Raw genomic sequence first — 19,630 nt, forward strand, 5'->3', positions numbered from 1 at the left:
ACAAATGAAGAAAATAAAAAGTGTATTAAATTCTATCAATTTTAAAATCGCAGTAATTTTTATGCTGCTCTTATTAGCAACGATTGAAGTGGTTGGTGCGTCTTTTACAAGGCAACTCGAACAAAATTCAATTCAAAATTTTGAATCATCAATTCAAGTTCCCAATATTATTACTAACCAAATTTCTAGTCAATTAAGTAGGGCTAATTCTAAAAAGGCTAATCAACAGTTAAGCCAGATTATTTCAAACTATAATTTAGGCGATATTAGCCAGTTAATGGTAGTTGATAATAAGGGAGTAATTAGAGCTGTTTCAAATGTGAATGATCAAAACCGGATTGGACAGCGAACTAGTAATGTAGATATCAAGAGTGTACTCTCCAATGGCAAGCAAGTTTCAAAAGTTATTAATGACAACGGAAATTATATGGTACAAATTTCACCTTTAACTTCTGCTAATGGAACTAATACTCCTGTAGGAGCAATTTATGTCCGCGCTAGCTTACAAGGTGTCTTTAATAACTTAAGACAGGTATCAATTTACTTTCTGATTGCTTCACTGATTGCAGCTGTTTTGGGAGCAATTGTAGCCTTAGTCATTTCCCGGGCAATAACTAGACCTATTGAGGAGATGCGTAAACAAGCATTAAGAGTTGCAAATGGAGATTATTCTGGACATGTTCGAGTTTATGCGCAAGATGAATTAGGTCAACTAGCTGAGGCCTTCAATACTTTATCAGTAAGAATTGAAAGAACTCAAGAAATTTCAGATAGTGAGCGAAGACGGCTAGATAATGTCTTAACACACATGACAGATGGCGTTATTGCAACAGACAGACATGGAAATATCACGATTATTAATGAAACGGCACTTGATTTTTTAGGAAAAACTGAAAAAGACGTTATTGGAAAGCCAATTACTAATTTACTTGGACTAAAAGATGTCACTATCCAAGATTTATTAAGTACTCAACAAGAATTAATTGTTCGAGTTAATGATAATACGCGCGATGAAATGATTTTGCATGCTAACTTTTCTTTGATTCAGCGTGTAACAGGATTTGTTTCTGGCCTAGTTTGCGTGCTTCATGATATTACCCAACAACAAAAAAATGAACGTGAGCAGCAACAATTCGTTTCAAATGTTTCACATGAGCTTAGAACACCGTTAACAAGCTTAAGGGCATATGTTGAAGCATTGAATGATGGAGCATGGAAAGATCCAAATATTGCACCGCAATTTCTCCATGTTATTCAAGATGAAACTGAGCGAATGATTCGAATGATCAATGATTTGCTTAGCTTATCAAGAATGGATCGAGGAGTAGCAAGGATGGATTTAGAATGGGTTAACTTAAATGACTTTGTTAACCACGTTTTAAATCGGTTTGATATGATGCTCAAGTCTGATTCTGATAAGATGCACAAAAAGAAATATACGATTAAGCGTGAATTTCCTCATCAAGCCTTATGGGTTGAGATTGATACGGACAAGATGATGCAAGTAATTGACAACATTATGAACAATGCTATCAAGTATTCACCTGACGGTGGCGTTATCACAGTTCGCTTATTGCAGGCTCAAAAGCACGTTATCTTAAGTATTTCTGATCAAGGATTAGGAATTCCAAGAAAAGATTTAAACAAAATCTTTGATAGATTTTATCGTGTTGATAAGGCACGTTCTCGTAAACAAGGTGGAACTGGTCTAGGACTGGCTATTTCTAAAGAAATAGTAGAAGCACACCATGGTCGAATTTGGGCAGATAGTGCTGAAGGAGCTGGCTCAACTTTCTACATTTCTTTGCCATATGAAGCAATTAGCGAGGAGGGAGAAAACTGGGATGAGGTTTAAAGATAAGTTTTCTAGAATTACATTACGAATTAGTTTAATTGTAATGGTTGTCTTATCAATTATCTTATCAGCTATTATTTGGGGTTCTGATGCACGATTTTCAAGAATTGAAGAGACGTCTAATCAAACTCAAACTAAAGATTTGGGTCAACGTTCTTTAAGAGATATTTATTTGCCTACTCAAACTTTTTATTTTAAAGATAAGCAAATGTATCAGGTTTACGATACTAAAAATAATCTTCCGCTAGAGTTTTCAAAATTAACTCAATCAGTTAAGCCATTATTGCCAATTAGAGTTTGGTCTAGTCAAAGTAAATATGAAAAGTTATTAAAAAATCCTAACTATGTTCAGTTGACATATCCAGATCAGATAACTATCTCCTTATTCTTAACTAATGTAAGAAAGGCTGATAGTCGGGAATTTAATCGCTTTTTTGTACCCGCTCAATCCAGTAAGTATATCTATTTAGGTAATGACGAAAACTATACTATTTATCGAGTTCGTCTAAGTGATGTATCATTTGACAATTTGGTAGAACATATTCAAAGTGCTAAAACACAGATGCCAGTTACACTTCAAAAAGTTCATGATGATTACTTGCCCTTCTATGACAAGAATTTAAGTTTACCAACGTATAGCTATTTAACTAAGGAAGAGTCAGATTCATACTTTGTGTATCGCTTGCTAGGCTCTAATAATCCTACCCAGCATAGTTCTGGAGAAAGCATTACATATTCTAATGGAGTATATGAGCGGTTGATTGCTGCAAAGCATACCCATAATTATGAATATATTGATTATCAACAAGATCAGGTTCCCAAGACTATTAGTCGAAAATTAAATGATAGTTTATATTTTGTTCGTAAAATTGGATTATCCGAGCCAGATTTAAGGTTCTTTGATGCTGATAATAATACAGTTATTTATCAAAATTATGTTGAAGAATATCCGATCTTTTTGCCAGGAAAATATAAGATGCGGGCGCAAGTTAAGTTTGCTTCTAATGGAATGACAATTAACTTTAATAGCTTAGACTTGCAGATTCCAATTCCAACTAGTGGAGAAAAGAAGACGCTTATTCCGACTAATGAAGCGATGGATGAATTATATCAAAAGGGATACCACCAAAAAGATATTGAGCGCATTGTTATTGGTTATACGGCTAAATCTGATAATAGTAAAAATAAAAAATTAGTAGATCTAGAACCAACTTATTATGTAAAAATTAATAAGCAGTGGAAGACTCTAGATGAATGGCTGAATATTAATAATCAAGTTGTGAATTCTGGAAAGGAGGGGCTAGTAGATGGACTTTAAGAGAATTGAATGGATTTTTTTAGTCGTATTTATTGGAATCAATATCTTTTTGGGTATTGAACTTTGGCAAACGCCGACGCTTTTGTCTGCTGGCTCTACTCCGGCTCAAACTGATATTAAAAGTGAAACAAGCGCAGATCAGATTACTATCCCTAAAGTTAATGATAAGCAAGAGGATGGGTATTATTTAGCTGCCAAAGTGGACAATTCTTGGACAAAAAAAGCAGCAGCACAGGTAAATCAACAAGTAGAAACTAATGCAAGTGAAAATAGTATTTCAGTTAATTTGAGCAAACCAATTGCTCTATCGAAAGATTCCAAAAAAGCCCTGAAAGAAATTATTCACTTTAAAAACAATAGTCAAAACGTGTATGAGGGTAAAGATTATGTCTATCTTTCAGAACTATCTGAAGGGGATGATTATGTCTTTAATCAGAAAACAAAGTATGGAGAAGTTTTTGCTGCAACTGCACGATTGCACATTATTGTTAAAAATAATCAAATTGTATCTTATTCGCAACGCTATGTTAGCAATTTGAACCCGGTACGCGAAAGACAAAATACAATTAGTTCAAAAGCTGCTGTAAATTCCTTATATACTTATAGTGAATTACCAAATAATTCCAAGATTATCTGGTTAAAGCAAGTTTATACCAAGTTGATCACTGTTCGAGGAAGCGAAATTTATATTCCTACTTGGGTGGCAGCGATTGAAAATAATAATTCGCATACGATGACCCTTAAACGCGTAAATGCATTTACAGGGACAATTATCCAAAATAATATTGCTGCTGATGATTCAAAGGAGTAGAGAAATTTGAAAGTATCGGTTTTATCAAGTGGTTCAGCAGGTAATTCTACGTTGATTGAGACTCCGCAGCATAAAATCTTAATGGATGCAGGTTTATCTGGAAAAAAGACTAAAGATTTACTGGCACAAGTAGGCGTTGATATTAAAGATATTGATATGGTATTTATCAGCCACGATCATACTGACCATTCCGGTGGATTAGGCGTATTAATGAGAAGATATCCTAAAATTTCGGCTTATGCGAATTCAGGTACTTGGAATTATTTAATTGAAAGTAATAAGATAGGAAAATTACCTGTTGAACAAATTAATACGTTTGAATCTGGTATAACTAAGACTTTTGGTGATTTAGACGTGACGAGTTTTGCGACGAGCCATGATGCAGCGCAGCCACAATATTATGTCTTTACAAGTGGTGGTAAAAGATTTGCGTGTTTAACAGATACTGGTTATGTTTCAAGTACTGTTAAAGGTGAAATAAAAGATGCAGATGGTTATTTGATGGAATTTAACTATGACGATATGATGCTTAGAAATGGTCCGTATTCTTGGTCATTAAAGCAACGAATTATGTCTGATGTTGGACACCTTTCAAATGATCAAGCAGCAGACACCTTACTTGATGTGGTTTCTCCAAAAACTAAACATATATTTTTAGCGCATCGCAGCCAACATAATAATACCCAGTATTTGGCGCATGAGACGGCTGAAGACTTATTAGTAGCTGGGGATGCAAATTTACCAGCTGATGTTAAGATTATTGATACTAATCCAATGCAAGCTGGCTCTTTAACGAAAATATAAATTTTTAGCAAATAATTTGACTTGAATTCATAAAAAATTCAAAATTTGTGATTAGGCTAGAAATGAAGAGAAAAGGAGAAATTTTTATGGCAGAAAATAATACTAAGCACCCTACTAAACATAACGCTTTAATCAAAACTGGTATTGTTGGAGTGGTTGCCGGACTTCTTGGAGGTGGAGTTGCTTATGCAGGTTTATCTCAAGTTAATGGACAAAATGCACCACAAACAAGTATCGTTCCAACGACAAAAGTTGAAAAGTCTAGCAGAAAAAATAGTAGTCAGATGACTAATGCCTTTAATACTGTAAAAAAATCAGTTGTTTCTGTGGTTAACTTAAAGAGACAAAGTTCATCTTCAAGTAGTGATCCGTTTGGTATTTTTGGCTCTGATAGTTCTAGTTCTTCAAAGAAAAACTCTAAATCTGACTTGGAAACTTATAGTGAAGGCTCAGGTGTTATTTACATGAAGTCTAATGGTAAAGGCTACATTGTAACTAATAACCACGTTGTATCTGGAAGTGATGAGATTCAAGTCATCTTAAGCAATGGTAAAAAAGTAACTGCTAAAAAAGTAGGAACTGATTCAGAAACAGACTTAGCTGTTTTAACCATTGACGGAAAATATGTTACTCAAACTGCGCAATTTGGCTCATCTAAGAATTTAGAGCCAGGTCAGCAAGTTATTGCTGTAGGTTCACCTTTAGGTAGTGAATATGCTACAAGTGTAACTCAAGGTATTATTTCAGCTAAGAATAGAACTGTTGATGTAACTAATTCTGCAGGCCAGGTTACTAATCAGGCAACAGTTATCCAGACTGATGCTGCTATTAATCCGGGTAACTCAGGTGGTCCACTTGTGAATATGTCTGGGCAAGTAATTGGGATTAACTCAATGAAATTGTCCTCTTCTAGTGACGGTACAGCTGTTGAGGGTATGGGATTTGCAATTCCAAGTGATGAAGTTGTTTCTATTATTAATCAATTAGTTAAAAATGGAAAAATTACTCGTCCAAAATTAGGTGTAAGAATTGTATCAGTTGATGAATTAACAGAGTATGGTCGTAAGAAGCTGGGTTTACCTGATAGCGTTAAATCTGGTGTCTATGTAGCTAGCGTTACTAAGAATGGTAGTGCAGATAAAGTAGGAATTAAGTCACATGATGTAATCACCAAGATTGATGGCAAAGCTGTTGATAGTGTTGTTTCACTACATACTGCTCTTTATACACATAAAGTTGGCGATACAGTAACACTTCAGGTTGTTAGAGACGGTAAGTCACAAGATATCAAGGTTACTTTAAGTTAAGTGAATATTATTAAATAGAGATAAAAAAGCTATGATTATGCGTTTTGTAAGCGGTAATCATAGCTTTTTCTTAATATTTAAAGTGTGAAACGTAATAAAGTTCGACTTTTAATGCTGTCAAGAACTGAAAGTTATCCATAAGATTGTGGGAAAATGTGGGAAACTCTGTGGATTGTGCATAACTCGGTTAAAATAAAAATAAATTGTGTGGAAAACCTGTGAATTGTGTGTAAATAAAATTTTAAATTTATCTGTTCTGAACGGCTGTTCAAGTTGACTATGTAGGGAATAGACTAAAAAGTTTGGAAAAATAGTAGTGTTTATAAAAATGTGGAATAAATTCAGTAAAAAAGTTATCCACTTTTTTATAAACCACAATTTATTGATAATCAATTAGTCTGACCACTAAATATAGTTTTTAATAATCCACAGTTAGGGGAAAACTGATGTGGACGCTATGTCAATTAGGGGATAAAATTAAAAACTAGATGCGTGAAAGGTTAGATAGTTATAATGAATATCAAAATTGTTTGTGTAGGTAAACTAAAAGAAAAGTATTTTAAAGATGGAATTGCTGAATACGTCAAAAGAATGGGTCGTTTTGCGAAGATCAAAATAGTTCAAGTACCCGACGAAAAAGCCCCCGAAAAACTAAGTCCTGCTGAAATGGAACAGGTCAAAGAAATCGAGGGGAAAAGAATTCTAGATAAAATAAAAGATAAAGAATATGTGTATGTGACGGCAATTAAGGGCAAAGAAAGAACTAGCGAAGACTTTGCCAAGGAGCTAGCTGACTTGACTACCTATGGACATTCAGATATTACCTTTGTGATTGGGGGAAGTTTAGGAACAAGCGATGCAGTAAATAAACGAGCTGATGATTTAATTAGTTTTGGTAAATTTACAATGCCGCACCAATTAATGCGCTTAGTTTTAGTTGAACAAATTTACCGTGCGTTTATGATTAATAGCGGAAGCCCTTATCATAAATAATTATTTTATAAAGAATAAGATTGGTTGAAGTAGGATTAAAATACTACTAAAAATAAGCCAGTCTTTTTTTGTTAGAGTAATTGGCACGATGATGCTTCGTGCTTTATCTTCACGATATCCATGTGAAATCATCCCTTCAGCTAGGCTATTTGACCAAGAGATAGCTGCTAAAATTGCTTTAAAATATAATATTGGCGAATAAAAGGAGAGATGATAATGGCGCATGTCCCCAACTAAGCGAATACGATTAACTTCAGCATGGATTTTAGGAATTACGTTGAATGCGGCTAAAGTTCCATAGGTAAATTTACTTGGTAGTTTGAAATTTTGTTCTAATGAGCGAGCGAGCGCAAGGACACTGGTGGTTTCAGTAAATGTAGCTCCTAAAAATATATAAGCGTAAATTCGCGTAAATAAGACGCTGGCTTGGTAGAGGCTATGGCCGGGAGTAAAATAATAGATTGTAATAAAGACCACTAAAGCTGCAAATAATGGGATTAAAAAAATCAAGAGTAGTTTTTTAAGACTCAGATGCTTAAATGCGAGGTAGCTAAGACTAGCTACAATAATTATTATATTGGCGATCAAATTAGGAATAAGCGATATTTCAAGCGAAATAATTAAAATCAAAAATAGTTTCAATCCGGGATTCATGTTATTTACCTTTTTTTATTTAGTGTAGAAAAGTTTCTGATCTTTGATAGTTAAGTGATAGTCACAGAGATGCTGAACTTGCTCAAGTTGGTGGCTAATGACAAGTAAGGTGTGGTTAGAATCTAGAAAGTACTTTTTAAGCAAATAAATGACCGCTGAGACGCTTTCTTGATCTAAACCACTAAATGGTTCATCTAGAAGTAAAACCTCAGGATAGGCCATTAACATCACGAGAATTTGCAGCTTTCTTTTTTGTCCTCCAGATAGAGAATAAACAACTTGTTCGTCTAAATTCTGCAAGTTGAGTTTAGTTAGTAGGTGTTCTAGCTTAATTTTATTTAAGGAAAGATTTCGATTGTACTTTAGGCTAAAGTCTAATTCTTCCTTTACTGTAACATTTAAGAATTGGTCATCTGGATTTTGAAAAATTTGTCCTACTTTTGCTAGATAGGGCCTCCGATGCCATTTCTTGATGTCTTTACTTTCAAATATTAATTGTCCTTGATACGGAATAATTTTGGTTAGAGCCTTAAATAAGGATGTCTTACCGCTTCCGTTTTCTCCAGTTAATAAAGTGGCTCTTCCGGGATAGATTTTTAGATTAGTTGGAGAAATTAGATTTTTTTTTGGAAAAGATAGTGAGAATGATTTAAGGAAATAGACTGGATTTTGTTTTAAGTCAGGAAGAGAGAAAGATAATGCTTGATTTTTTAGCGTGTTGTCAGGCAAAGTAATAGTCTTAATATTTTTGTCTTTAATAGCCAAGACCATAGAAGCTAGCTTTTCATAGCCAGAAAAATTATGGTCACTAATTGAAATCGTTTTTCCTTCTTTGTGAAGTGTAGCTAAGCAAGTTAGTAGAAACTGTCGATTGTGAGAGTCGCAATTAGCAAAAGGCTCATCTAATAAGAGTAAGTCGCTTTTCATGGCAATCAGGACGGCTAAGGCAACACGTTGCTTTTCACCACCCGAAAGCTGAAGAAAAGGTTGGTCTAATAAAGATGAAATATTAGTTTTAGTACTTGCGTAATTAATACGCTTTAAAGCAGAAGTACGATCAACTAGTTTGTTTTCTAAGGCAAAAATTAGCTCTTCTCGAGGAGTCGCCATCGTGAATTGTCGACTAGGATCTTGAAACACCATGCCCCAATTAGTGAATGGCTGTTTTAAAGAACCGGCAGTTATTTTGCCATTGAAAGTCGGGTCAAGACCAGAGATAAGCTTTAATAGAGTTGATTTGCCACTACCAGTTGGACCAGTTAATAGAACAAAATCGCCTTGATTTATAATCAAATTTAAATCTTTAAAAATTGGCTGATTTTGATATTGAAAAGATAGCTGATTAAGTTTAATTTGTTTGGACGACATGAGCTTTTACCAAGAGATTAATGATTAATTTAACTAAAACGCAGGTAAATAAAAGCATTGAAAGCCAACGAACTACAAAGTAGAAAATCATGTTAAAAGTTGAGAAGTAGCTGTAGCCGTTCTTAATGAAGTCGTACAGGTAAGTAACAATTGTTGTCGTTGTAGCAGATAAGAAAAGCGTGAACCAATTGTAGCGGTGGTAGCTAGTAAAGGTAAAGCCTAATTCACACCCTAGGCCTTGAACAGCTCCAGAGATTAGATTTACTGCGCCCCATTGTTCTCCAGCAAGTAGTTCAACGCAAGAACCTAAAAATTCTCCTAGAAAAGCAGCCCCAGGAAGTCGAACTAAGAATCCTGCTAAAGGACCTGCCATACACCAGATTCCCATCATAATATCATTGGCTAACATTCCATAGCCAACTGGTGTAAGGAGGGCAGTCAAGACGTTATAAAGACCGTCACTAGCTAAATAAATTAAGCCAAAAATAATAGCAATTAAAGCAATTAGGATAATATCTCGAACATGTAATTTCTTCATTTTTTCCTCCCAAAATAAAAAAAGCCACCTCAAAGAGGTGACTAAATAAAAGTCTAAAAATAAATCATTTTCCCTACGCTGATGTTAATCAAACAGGTTCAATGGGTATATTCTCAGCCATCTGGCACCCCAGTTATATTTCTAGGTTTAGCTTACGCTTAATAAGCCGAAATGACAATTAAAAATAGTAAAAAGGTTATAATTAAAATAGAGTAAAAGCAAAGGGGACCGGTTGAGATGGCAACAGCGACATTAAAAAGTTATTTATCAAGTTTAATGCAAAATACTCAAGGTACTGAAATAGAAATCCGTACTGAAAACCTTCTTTTGCCGTATAGTCTTTATTTAGAAAAAGTGCATTATGATTTTACTGAATATCAATCTAATACTAGTCAATTAATTTACTGCTTAGCGGGTAAGTGTGAGGTTGAAATTAATAATAAAACTTTTTATTTGAAGGCAGGAAATATCTTGCTAATTGAAAAAGACACTGACTATACAATCAAAGTTAGCGATAAAAATGCAATTATTGTTAAATTTAAACTGGATAACGATTTTTCATGGCAAAAACAATTAGAGCAGGTAGATGCCAATACACCTAATGAACAAAGATTGAGTACATTATTTTTAGAAAAGTTAAATCAAGATCGTGCCTTTTTATTTACAACTACTTCTGTGATGTGGGGGAGTCAAAACTTGAAAGGTATAATTCAAGACTATCTTAATAATGTCGCTTTTAACGGAACAATTGGCTTAGAGCTGCTTAAAATTATAATCTTGCGCAATTTGCGTGAACAAAACTTTAAATCTAACGAAGTAAAAGAAAGCACATTTAAGGATGAAGCGTTAGATCAGTACATTGACCAACACTATAATGATATTAGTTTAACGCAAGCTGCCAAATACTTTGGTTTTAATCGAAATTATTTTTCTACAATGGTAAAAGAAAAAACGGGAAAAAGCTTTGTTGAGCATGTTGATGAAAGACGGATGAAAGAAGCTAGAAGGTTATTGGCCAAGCCAAATGTTTCATTAAAAGAAATAATCGAAACTATTGGATATTCAAGCAAATCGTTTTTCTATAAGAAATTTAAACATTATTATGGCATGACTCCAGCAGAAATGAGGAAGAGACTATTTAGAGAGGCTCATATCAATTTGAAATAATAGATACGTAAAAAGGGATGCATGTGCATCCCTTTTATTACATGTTTTCTAATCTCTTAATTCTGTCAGCTGTAGGCGGATGAGTATCAAATAGTGAACTCAACCCCCGCTTATGCAGCGGATTTTCGATGTATAAGCCAGCACTTGACGGATCTGGATCTTTCATCGGTTCACTATTTGAAATCTTTTCTAAAGCTGAAATCAAACCTTGGGGATTTCTAGTAAGCTCAACCGAACTTGCATCAGCTAAATATTCACGATTACGAGAGAGAGCCATCTGAGCTAGTGCGGCAGCAAGAGGTCCTAAAATTAGTGTGAAAACAATGGCCACTATTTTAAAGATTATTTCTAGAGGACTAGAGTCATCGTCATCACGGTCAGAATTGCCGCCCCACCACCAAATACGGGAGGCAAAACTAGAGATAAATGAAATTACAGCAGCTAAAGCAACTCCAATTGTAGATACTAAAATGTCATAATTTCGAATATGAGAAATCTCATGGCCAAGAACGCCCTCTAATTCACTTCGATTAAGTCGCTTTCTTAATCCAGTAGTAACAGCTACGAAGCTGTGTTTAGGATCACGTCCAGTCGCAAAGGCATTGGGACTTTCATCGTTGATAATAAAGACTCTTGGCATTGGAACCTGACCAGCGAGTGCCATATCTTCTACAATATGCCACAGTTCTGGGTCATCTTCTTCATGAATCTCTCGGCCATGATTCATACTCATGACTAAATTTCCCGGATTTTGAAGAACAATAAAAAGATAAATTAGGCTACCAATTAAGGCAATTACAATTCCTGATAGCGGTTCACCGTTAATCAAATATCCTAGCCCACCACCAACAAGAGCTAGAATAATAACGAATATAACAAGCAAAAATGCTGTTTTACGCTTATTGCGTGCTATTTGTTGATAGAGCATTGATAAACCTAAAATTTAACTTTAGGAACAGCCTTTTCTTCAGTTGGTGTTTGAAGGTAATCCATATTCTTAAATCCGTGAATCTTAGCGACTAAGTTAGATGGGAAAGTTAATAGTTTCTCATTAAACATAGCAACAGTTGAGTTGTATAACTGACGTGAATAAGCGATCTTATTTTCGGTGTTTGTAAGTTCTTCTTGAAGTGACATGAAGTTTTGATTTGCTTTTAGGTCTGGGTAATTTTCAGCTAGGGCAAAAATACTCTTCAATGAATCAGTAATTTGGTTAGAAAGCTTAATAGCTTCTTCGTGATCAGAAGTAGGAATATTTACTAATTGATTCCTTAGGGCAACTACTTTTTCTAAAGTGCCACTTTCATGCTTGGCATAACCCTTAACTGTTTCAACTAAGTTAGGAATTAGGTCGTTACGACGTTTTAATTGGACATCAATTTGACTCCATGCTTCATCGGCATGAACTTTAGCTTTTTGTAAGCCATTGTAGATTCCGATATAAACGGCCACCAGTAAAATTAAAATGATAATAATCCATGTTAAAGTCATAGAAGTAAATCCTTTCTATTATCATAAAAATATGGTTAAAATGTTAGGAATATTGTACCAAATAAAGAAAGTTTAGAATATAAAAAAAGCGCAATTTTGCGCTTTTTTATGATATTTAAATAACAAAGTCCAAAACTATCCAACCTAGAATTGTCAGAATAATTAAACCTGCAAATTCTAGTACTGAAAATACCCAGAAAAATTTTCTCTTTGAAACAGTCCCGTTTTCAACAAAACTCTTGAAAACAAGCATATTGGCCATTGAACCAACGATTGAACCAAATCCTCCAATATTTGAGCCAAGGAATAAGGCTTCCGCAAAGTTGGTAAATTTACCAATTAAAATTGTTGAAGGAACGTTAGAAATGAATTGACTTGAAATAATAGAAGTCAAGAATACAGAATGTTCAGAAAACATTGTCTTAGAAATTAAAGTAACAATAAATGGAATTTGCTGGATATCGCTAATAAAAATGAAAAAGCATGTGAAAGTTAGAAGTAGAGCATAATCCACATGTAACATAATAGAGGGATTAATAATAAGAGCAAGGATCACTGCAACAATTGCAGGGACGTATGCGGGTACAATATTGAAAACACCAAAGAAGAAGAAAATTGAAACAGCAATCGTTAAAAGCATTGGTCGAATGCTGATTCTAATGTCTTCTAAAGGCACAGTAGGGATTGGCTTATCTTTAACAAAAAAGATAAACACTAAAACAATAATTAAACTAACTAGTAATAATGGAATTGACCAACTAAAAAACTTAATCGGTGAAACATTATAACGGTTAACAACAAATATATTATGAGGATTTCCCCATGGTGTAAAAGCAGCACCAATGTTTGCGCCCATCCCAATTAAGGTGACAGGCAAGATCTCAGGTAAATGATGGCGTCTAGCAATCGTTAAATATAACGGTATAAGAGTTAAAACAGTTATATCATTAGTTAAAAACATCGCAGAGATAATTGACAAAATTGTGAAGATTGCAGTTAATCTTCGGGTACTCCTAGCGCTTGCAGTTAGTTTGTAGGCTAAGACATCCAAAACGTGTAAGTAGGAAAAAATTTGGATGATTGTAAGCATTGCTAGAATTGAGTAAAGTGTATGAAAGTTAATATCTTCAATACGCGGTCTTGCGAAGAATAAGCTTATGATCGTTATGACAACCGTAATTTGTAAAATACGGTCTTTAGCAATATTTTTGATGACGGTCATTAAGGTCCCCTCTTAAAATTAATTCAACACTACTATTTTGAACTCTTTACGGCAAGTTCGCAACGCTTTTTTCGCATTAGTCCTTCCTATTAGTAAGATTTTGAGCATTTTATTAGGGAAAAAGGTAATTAACCTGCTATATTCAAGTTAGTAAAAGAGGACGGAGGAAAATAAATATGGTTGATTCTAAGAATCTCGAATTAAAAATCAAAGATAGTGCTAAAGACGTTTTAGAAAAGAAAATTAAGCCAGGACAAGTTGTTTTGCTGGCTTTAAATGATGGTTCAAATGGTTATTCTAAATTAGGGGGAACTTGTACTATCGGTGCTAATTTTCAACTGGTGTTATTAGATCATCCGGATTCAGAGTTTTCAATTAAGGTTAAAAACAACATGGGTTTAGATATGTATACATCTGATAAAGAATTAGCATTTCTAGACGATGGCTTAGTTCTTAATGCGCGCAATGCTACTCTATCCTTATCTTCTAATGAAGGAATCATCGATGGTGGAGTTACTATTTCTGAATTCAAAGGCGAAAAACTTTCTGCTGATGAGATGAAAAAATTAGGTGGAAAGATCTGCTAGGTATTGAAGTGACGTGCTTCTTCGTGGTATGATAATAAAAGATTTTCGAAAATTTTATTTGAGAGGAAGTATAGATCTATGCGTAAAGGTGAAAACTACAACACTGGTGTTACACCAAACTTAAGACCTAAGAACAAGAAAAACTCTAAGGCTCGTGTTAAGAGAGCTGCTGAAGTAGTTGCTTTCTTAAACAAAGCTGCTAAAGATGAAAACAAGTAATTAAATTTACTGCATAAGATAAAGAGAGACGCTAGTTAGCGTCTCTCTTTTTTTGCATGTAAAAGTTATATAAATCCTAGTTTATTTAATAACATTTTGTTGTAAATGAAATTATATTACTATATAAAAAGACTTATAAAATGTGACAAATTAAGCATAGGATAGAATTTTAAATGAATAACATTTCAAGAAAAGGGGTAGAAGTAAAAGCAATTTTTGCCCTTGTTTTGCCGTCTATTTTTTTAGGACTGGCAAGTAACTTTTCTCGCAATATTTTTTTAGGGGTTATGCTGCTCTTAATTCTAGGAGCAGTTATTGGATTGAGCGCACCAACTATTGTTAGTACCTGGCTTATTTTAATTTTGACTGTGCTAGGAATTAGTGCTCTAACTCTTGGATATGTAGCGATAGATTTTTATGGGAAGGCCTTGCTACTTGTTTCCTTTCCCTTAGAAACATATTTAACTAGTCAAATTAAAGAGTGCATCTTTAGATGGCAAATATTTAAGAAAAATCAGTCTAGCGCCTATCGATATCTCAAGCACTATGATCAAAATGTAAAATTACAAACGACCTATAATGCAGAAAAGTTATATAAAAAGATTAAGAAAATTTTAACAGAGAAAAATTATTTACCACTGTGGTGTGATTTTACAATTATTGATTGGGAACATGATCAGCAATTTGCGCAATTTAATTTAGAAGATCATGACGAGATTTTGCGGCAGATAGCAAGAGTACTTAAAAAGAGCAGGTTAGTTGATGAGAATTTATATTACCTGGGAAATGGTCAATTTCTGATTATCTCTAATACGATCGCACCGGGTACATTAATGGTTTTAAATGATGAACTAAAAGCTGAGTTAAAAAGGCTACAGTACAAGGAATATCAGCCTGCTTTTAAGATGGCAACTCAGCATATTACAGAGAAAGATTTACTTGAGTATCCTGACTTTAAAGCCATTCTTAAACGTCTAAAAAGAAAACTTGAAACAGACTTAGTTGTTGAATATTTAAAGGGAGTAGAAGTATGAGTAATTGGTTCTTTTTCTTAGTAATTTTGATTACTTTAACATTTTTAGTGGCATTTTTTGCTATGTTTCGTAACCTCTGGACTATTTATCATCAAACCGAGCATACAGTACGTCATTTAGGAAGAAAGCATAATGTTAAATGATTTTTTAGCTGTTTCAACTTTAGTTTCAATTTGGTTTTCGCTTTTAGCCTCATTAGTTACGCTTTATGGTGCAACTTGTTTTTGGCTTAAGCATAGTAAAAAAGTTATTTCAATTACGCCATTAAAGCGTTATCCCACAATTACGATTGTTGTTCCAGCACATAATGAAGAAGTGGTGATTGCAAATACCACCAAGGGAATTCTTAACTTGAATTATCCTGCATCAAAGATCGAGCTCCTCTTATATGCCGACAATTGTCAAGATAAAACTGCAGCTGAAATGCGTAAGGCGACAGATTTACCTCAATATAGATACAGAAATATACAAATAATTGAACGTCATGGTTCAGGCGGTAAAGCAGGTGTCTTAAATGATGCTTTAAAGATAGCGCAGGGAGAATATATTTGTGTTTATGATGCCGATGCATTACCTGAACAAAATGCTCTCTATTTTTTAGTGAAAAAAGTTTTAGAGAATCCCCAGCGATATATGGCAACTTTTGGCAGAAATAAAACACGAAATGCAAAACAAAATTTTTTAACTAAATGCATTAACCAAGAAGTTATTGTATCTCAAAGACTTCAACATGTAGGCGTTTGGAATTTATTTAAAATTGGGCGAATTCCAGGAACGAATTTCATCATTAATACAGAATATGTAAAAAAGATTGGTGGCTGGCAAAGCGGCGCCTTAACTGAAGATACCGAAATTTCTTTTCGGATTATGGAAGATGGGTACTTGATTGCTCTGGCATATAATTCAGAAGCTTTTGAGCAGGAGCCTGAACATTTACGTGATTATTATTATCAACGATTACGTTGGGCTAAGGGTAATTATCAAGTGGTGATGAATAACTTTAAGCACTTATTTGATAAGAGTAACTGGCGTGTGAAATTAGAAACTTTTTATTTAACATGTACTTTCTTTTGGTTTAATTTAGCTGTTATTCTTTCAGATATTATTTTTTTTGTGGATTTGGGATGTATAATTGCACGATTTTTTAATCCAGAAATTCCAATTATCTTTGCGATGAATTCTAATGTTCTCTTAATGCAGCTACTATTAATTAACTGGTTATTAATGATCTTGCTCTATGTAATTCAAATAAATCTAGCTTTAGCTACCCAATATGGTCAAGCCACTAGTGACCAGATCTGGCTAGCTTTAGTGTCATATTTTACTTATTCACAGCTCTTCATTGCTATTTCTCTTCAAGCAGTCTGCTCAGTAATTGGAGATAAGTTGTTTAGACGTGATGGTACTAAGTGGGTGAAAACCAAGAGGTTTGCAGATTAGGAATAAGAAATGAAAGTAAAGAATTTAATACTAATTTTAGGAACTATTATTGCTTATTTAGGAATCATTGGCTATGTGAGGATGAGCAATGATCGAACTCTAGAAGAGCGATATTATCATGAGTGGCGTGAAGATTATATAAAAAATAAAAATCAAAATGAACAATACGTAAATGCAGCAGGGGGAAAGGCCCCTTCGTGTGCTTTATCTGAAGCGCAAGGCTATGGAATGTTATTGGCTGCTAAAGCAGGAGAGAAACATCTAGGAAGCCGGATTGATTTTCAAAAGCTAGACAATTATTACTTGGCTCATCGCTTAATAAATTCAAATTTGATGAGCTGGAGACAGAAAGATAGGAAAAATATTTGGCGTGATAATCCTGTGAGTGCAAGTGATGGTGACATAATGATTGCTCAAGCTTTGCTACATGCTAATAGAGTTTGGCCAGGACATGGCTACAAGTCACAAGCTGTTAACTTAATTAATGATATAAAAAGGTTTGAGATTAATCAGAAAGCTAAAATGGTAACTGTCGGAAATTGGGCTAATAAAGACTCACGCTTTTATAATGTCCTGAGGACATCAGATGTAATGCCAAAAGCGTTTGAAGAATTTTACCAAGCGACCGGTGATCGGGAATGGCTAACAATTAAAAGCAAAATGCTTAACTATTTGCAAAAATTAAGCAAGGAACACGATACTGGTTTAGTTCCTGACTTTGCATGGGTTTCTAATAATTATGTGAAACCCGCAAAAGCTAATGAAGTGGCGACTAATGATGATGGTCACTATAGTGCAAATGCTTGCCGAGTCCCAATGCTATTAGCGGAAAGTAATGATAAGAATGCGGCTCAAGTAGTAAAGAAAATGCTAAAATTTTTTAAGAAAAAAGGAACTTCGGCTGGTTTTACCTTAAAAGGTAAAAAATTACATTATTATCAATCAGCGAGCTTTAGTGCACCAATCTTTGTAGCAGCTAATAAGTATCGTAATCAAGGCTATGACACTTTGGTTGAACAAGAAAAGTATATCTTTTCAAGACCCCTTCCGAAAGATAACTATTACGATGCTACTTTAACGACTTTAGCTGCTTTAAATACAAATGAGTTGACTGGATTAGAAAAATAGAGAAAGATTAAGTTGTTGAATCTTTCTCTATTTTTGATTTGCAAGAGTAGAACGGTTTTGCTATGATAGTAGAAATTTTAGACATTTTTATATTTCTGGAAGGGGTAAGTTTTTATGGGATTAAATGCATATATTCAAGGTTTTAATAGTTTAGAGTCAATCGATCGTGCACCAGGTTATTTTAAATATCAGCATCATTCTGTCGCTGATCATAGTTTTAGAACGGCTGAACTTGCTCAAATGATGGGAGATATTGAAGAAGTTGTTGGTAAGCAAAAGATAAATTGGAAAGCTCTATATGAAAAGAGTCTTAACCATGATTATACTGAGCGGTTTATTGGTGACATTAAGACTCCAGTTAAATATGCAACTCCACAATTGCGAAAGATGATTGGAGACGTTGAAGAAACAATGACTGCCAAATTTATTAAGGACGAAATTCCAAAAGAATTTCAAAAAATTTACACTAAGCGTCTATCTGAAGGTAAAGATGATACTTTAGAAGGTAAAATTTTATCTATTTGTGATAAGTTAGATTTACTTTATGAAGCTTATGGTGAAATTGAATTAGGAAATCCCAATCCAGTTTTCATGCAAATGTTTAAAGAAAGTCTTGAAACGATTAAAAAGTTTGATGACTTAACTTGTGTTCAATATTTTATTAAGAAAATTTTGCCAGACTTATTTAAAGGCGACTTTGCTGGTAAAGATAAGATGCAAAGAATTGCTTTTAGTATTTTACTAATGGGGGAAGAATAGTTTGAAATTACAATGCGCATCCTGCGGGTTGCGACTTGATAGCCTTCATTTTAAGCAAGAAGGATTAATGAATCCCAAGTTAACAAGCATTTGTGATATTTGCTTAACACGCAATCTGGATGCAGAAGATTATGAAAACTTAGTAATTGAAAATATTTCCCAGGTAATGCTCTATGGCTTTGTAGGAAAGAAAAATACTGGCAACGCTAATCCGGAGGCTTTAAATCAGTATCTTGTAGGAAGCGATCATAGACGCCAATATGAATCTTTTATTCAAGACTATGATGGTAATGAAGTAGCTTTGCAGCAATTGCCACGATTCAAATTTAATCAGGCAATTATTAAGAGCGAAGATAAAGAAATAGATTATATTCCTAATAGCAATGTTGATTTTGCTGTTAATATGAAAAACATGGGAATTGAAGTCGACTTCTCCTTAAATGAAGTAGATTTTGTTGACCGTGAAAGAATTCGTCACAAATATAATTATCGTTGCCAATATTGTGGTAGACGCGGAACAAGCGTAGATCACAAAGATCCAGTTTCTTTATCGCATGATAATTCTTTTGATAATCTGATTTTGTCATGTAGCGAGTGTAATCGAATTAAATCTAATATGCCCTATAAATTATTTATTAAGTTGAATAATCAACTTAGTGTTGTAAATAAAAAATTGGTTAAGTACGAAGACACTCTTGCTAATTTAAAAGAAGAATTTCAGCAGGCAAAACGTGATTTAGCTGGACAAGTTCATTTGAAGGGAATAGTTAATGACCCTGAATTAAATGCGATGAGAAAGCAAAATAAAAAGCTTCAAGATGCGATTGATAGCTTACAAAGTGATTATGATGCCTTAAGAAAATTGCGTAAGACATATTTTGAAACCGGTTGGAAGCTAGCACAAGAAAAAGAAAATAGTGAGATTATATAGAAAA

20 protein-coding genes and 1 riboswitch are annotated in these 19,630 nt (G+C 34.1%); of the genes, 14 read left to right on the forward strand and 6 right to left on the reverse strand.

Annotation, left to right across the window (positions count from 1 at the left end; all coding sequences use genetic code 11):
- The first annotated feature begins 4 nt into the window (after positions 1-4).
- The 6 genes from walK (at position 5) to rlmH (ending at position 7,088) form a co-directional block, all read left to right on the forward strand.
- On the forward strand, positions 5-1,855 hold the full coding sequence (walK, locus tag AB5359_RS05530; protein WP_048685918.1) for a cell wall metabolism sensor histidine kinase WalK: 1,851 nt from the start codon (positions 5-7) through the stop codon (positions 1,853-1,855).
- Positions 1,845-3,173 carry a YycH family regulatory protein gene (locus AB5359_RS05535; RefSeq protein ID WP_368279811.1) on the forward strand — a complete coding sequence of 443 codons (1,329 nt, stop codon included), beginning with the start codon at positions 1,845-1,847 and terminating at the stop codon, positions 3,171-3,173. The genes walK and AB5359_RS05535 overlap by 11 nt, the downstream gene beginning before the upstream one ends.
- The gene (locus AB5359_RS05540; RefSeq protein WP_020806674.1) at positions 3,163-3,984 is read left to right on the forward strand and encodes a two-component system regulatory protein YycI; all 822 of its coding nucleotides are present in this window, start codon (positions 3,163-3,165) and stop codon (positions 3,982-3,984) included. Before AB5359_RS05535 ends, AB5359_RS05540 begins: the two co-directional genes overlap by 11 nt.
- A 6-nt stretch (positions 3,985-3,990) precedes the next feature.
- Positions 3,991-4,788 (forward strand): MBL fold metallo-hydrolase, encoded by a 798-nt coding sequence (locus AB5359_RS05545; protein WP_003657166.1) that lies wholly within the window; start codon positions 3,991-3,993, stop codon positions 4,786-4,788.
- Positions 4,789-4,874: 86 nt separating this feature from the next.
- The gene (locus AB5359_RS05550) at positions 4,875-6,095 is read left to right on the forward strand and encodes a S1C family serine protease (protein ID WP_048685786.1); all 1,221 of its coding nucleotides are present in this window, start codon (positions 4,875-4,877) and stop codon (positions 6,093-6,095) included.
- A 513-nt stretch (positions 6,096-6,608) separates the two neighbouring features.
- Entirely contained in the window at positions 6,609-7,088 is a 480-nt protein-coding gene (gene rlmH, locus AB5359_RS05555; protein ID WP_003649675.1) for a 23S rRNA (pseudouridine(1915)-N(3))-methyltransferase RlmH, read from the forward strand.
- Here rlmH and AB5359_RS05560 read toward each other — a convergent pair whose 3' ends face one another.
- From AB5359_RS05560 to AB5359_RS05570, 3 genes are read right to left on the reverse strand one after another with little or no spacing between them, the layout of a single operon-like run.
- Positions 7,089-7,742 (reverse strand): energy-coupling factor transporter transmembrane protein EcfT, encoded by a 654-nt coding sequence (locus AB5359_RS05560; RefSeq protein ID WP_020806670.1) that lies wholly within the window; start codon positions 7,740-7,742, stop codon positions 7,089-7,091.
- Positions 7,743-7,757: 15 nt separating this feature from the next.
- Positions 7,758-9,110, reverse strand: a complete 1,353-nt coding sequence (locus AB5359_RS05565; protein WP_048685784.1) for an ABC transporter ATP-binding protein — start codon at positions 9,108-9,110, stop codon at positions 7,758-7,760.
- On the reverse strand, positions 9,091-9,648 hold the full coding sequence (locus AB5359_RS05570) for an ECF transporter S component (RefSeq protein WP_020806668.1): 558 nt from the start codon (positions 9,646-9,648) through the stop codon (positions 9,091-9,093). Before AB5359_RS05570 ends, AB5359_RS05565 begins: the two co-directional genes overlap by 20 nt.
- Positions 9,649-9,700: 52 nt before the next feature.
- A riboswitch (TPP riboswitch) is annotated at positions 9,701-9,790 on the reverse strand.
- Between the two features lie 95 nt (positions 9,791-9,885).
- Here AB5359_RS05570 and AB5359_RS05575 point away from each other — a divergent pair.
- On the forward strand, positions 9,886-10,815 hold the full coding sequence (locus AB5359_RS05575) for an AraC family transcriptional regulator (protein WP_048685783.1): 930 nt from the start codon (positions 9,886-9,888) through the stop codon (positions 10,813-10,815).
- Positions 10,816-10,852: 37 nt separating this feature from the next.
- On the opposite strand, the gene htpX is transcribed toward AB5359_RS05575, so the two are convergent.
- From htpX to AB5359_RS05590, 3 genes are all read right to left on the reverse strand, one after another.
- Positions 10,853-11,743, reverse strand: coding sequence for a zinc metalloprotease HtpX (gene htpX, locus AB5359_RS05580; protein WP_003649670.1), 891 nt, complete (start codon positions 11,741-11,743; stop codon positions 10,853-10,855).
- An 8-nt stretch (positions 11,744-11,751) separates the two neighbouring features.
- Positions 11,752-12,306, reverse strand: a complete 555-nt coding sequence (locus AB5359_RS05585) for a LemA family protein (protein ID WP_048685782.1) — start codon at positions 12,304-12,306, stop codon at positions 11,752-11,754.
- Positions 12,307-12,421: 115 nt separating this feature from the next.
- A complete protein-coding gene (locus AB5359_RS05590) occupies positions 12,422-13,528 on the reverse strand; it encodes an SLC13 family permease (protein ID WP_003657158.1) in 1,107 nt (368 codons plus the stop codon).
- Between the two features lie 176 nt (positions 13,529-13,704).
- On the opposite strand from AB5359_RS05590, the gene AB5359_RS05595 reads away from it, so the two are divergent.
- The 7 genes from AB5359_RS05595 (at position 13,705) to AB5359_RS05625 (ending at position 19,626) form a co-directional block, all read left to right on the forward strand.
- Entirely contained in the window at positions 13,705-14,115 is a 411-nt protein-coding gene (locus AB5359_RS05595) for an iron-sulfur cluster biosynthesis family protein (RefSeq protein WP_003649667.1), read from the forward strand.
- 78 nt (positions 14,116-14,193) lie between these two features.
- A complete protein-coding gene (locus AB5359_RS05600) occupies positions 14,194-14,334 on the forward strand; it encodes a hypothetical protein (RefSeq protein WP_003649666.1) in 141 nt (46 codons plus the stop codon).
- A 173-nt stretch (positions 14,335-14,507) separates the two neighbouring features.
- Positions 14,508-15,368 carry a hypothetical protein gene (locus tag AB5359_RS05605; protein WP_048685780.1) on the forward strand — a complete coding sequence of 287 codons (861 nt, stop codon included), beginning with the start codon at positions 14,508-14,510 and terminating at the stop codon, positions 15,366-15,368.
- A 132-nt stretch (positions 15,369-15,500) separates the two neighbouring features.
- Entirely contained in the window at positions 15,501-16,808 is a 1,308-nt protein-coding gene (locus AB5359_RS05610) for a glycosyltransferase (RefSeq protein WP_003649663.1), read from the forward strand.
- Between the two features lie 9 nt (positions 16,809-16,817).
- A complete protein-coding gene (locus tag AB5359_RS05615) occupies positions 16,818-17,936 on the forward strand; it encodes a glycosyl hydrolase family 8 (protein WP_048685779.1) in 1,119 nt (372 codons plus the stop codon).
- Between the two features lie 114 nt (positions 17,937-18,050).
- Positions 18,051-18,695: a YfbR-like 5'-deoxynucleotidase gene (locus AB5359_RS05620; RefSeq protein ID WP_003649661.1), complete on the forward strand. Its 645-nt coding sequence runs from the start codon at positions 18,051-18,053 to the stop codon at positions 18,693-18,695.
- Between the two features lies 1 nt (position 18,696).
- The gene (locus AB5359_RS05625) at positions 18,697-19,626 is read left to right on the forward strand and encodes an HNH endonuclease (protein WP_003657152.1); all 930 of its coding nucleotides are present in this window, start codon (positions 18,697-18,699) and stop codon (positions 19,624-19,626) included.
- Positions 19,627-19,630 lie beyond the last annotated feature (4 nt).

The sequence above is a fragment of the Lactobacillus sp. RTP31084st1_F9_RTP31084_210423 genome (assembly GCF_040919545.1).
GTDB lineage: Bacteria > Bacillota > Bacilli > Lactobacillales > Lactobacillaceae > Lactobacillus > Lactobacillus paragasseri.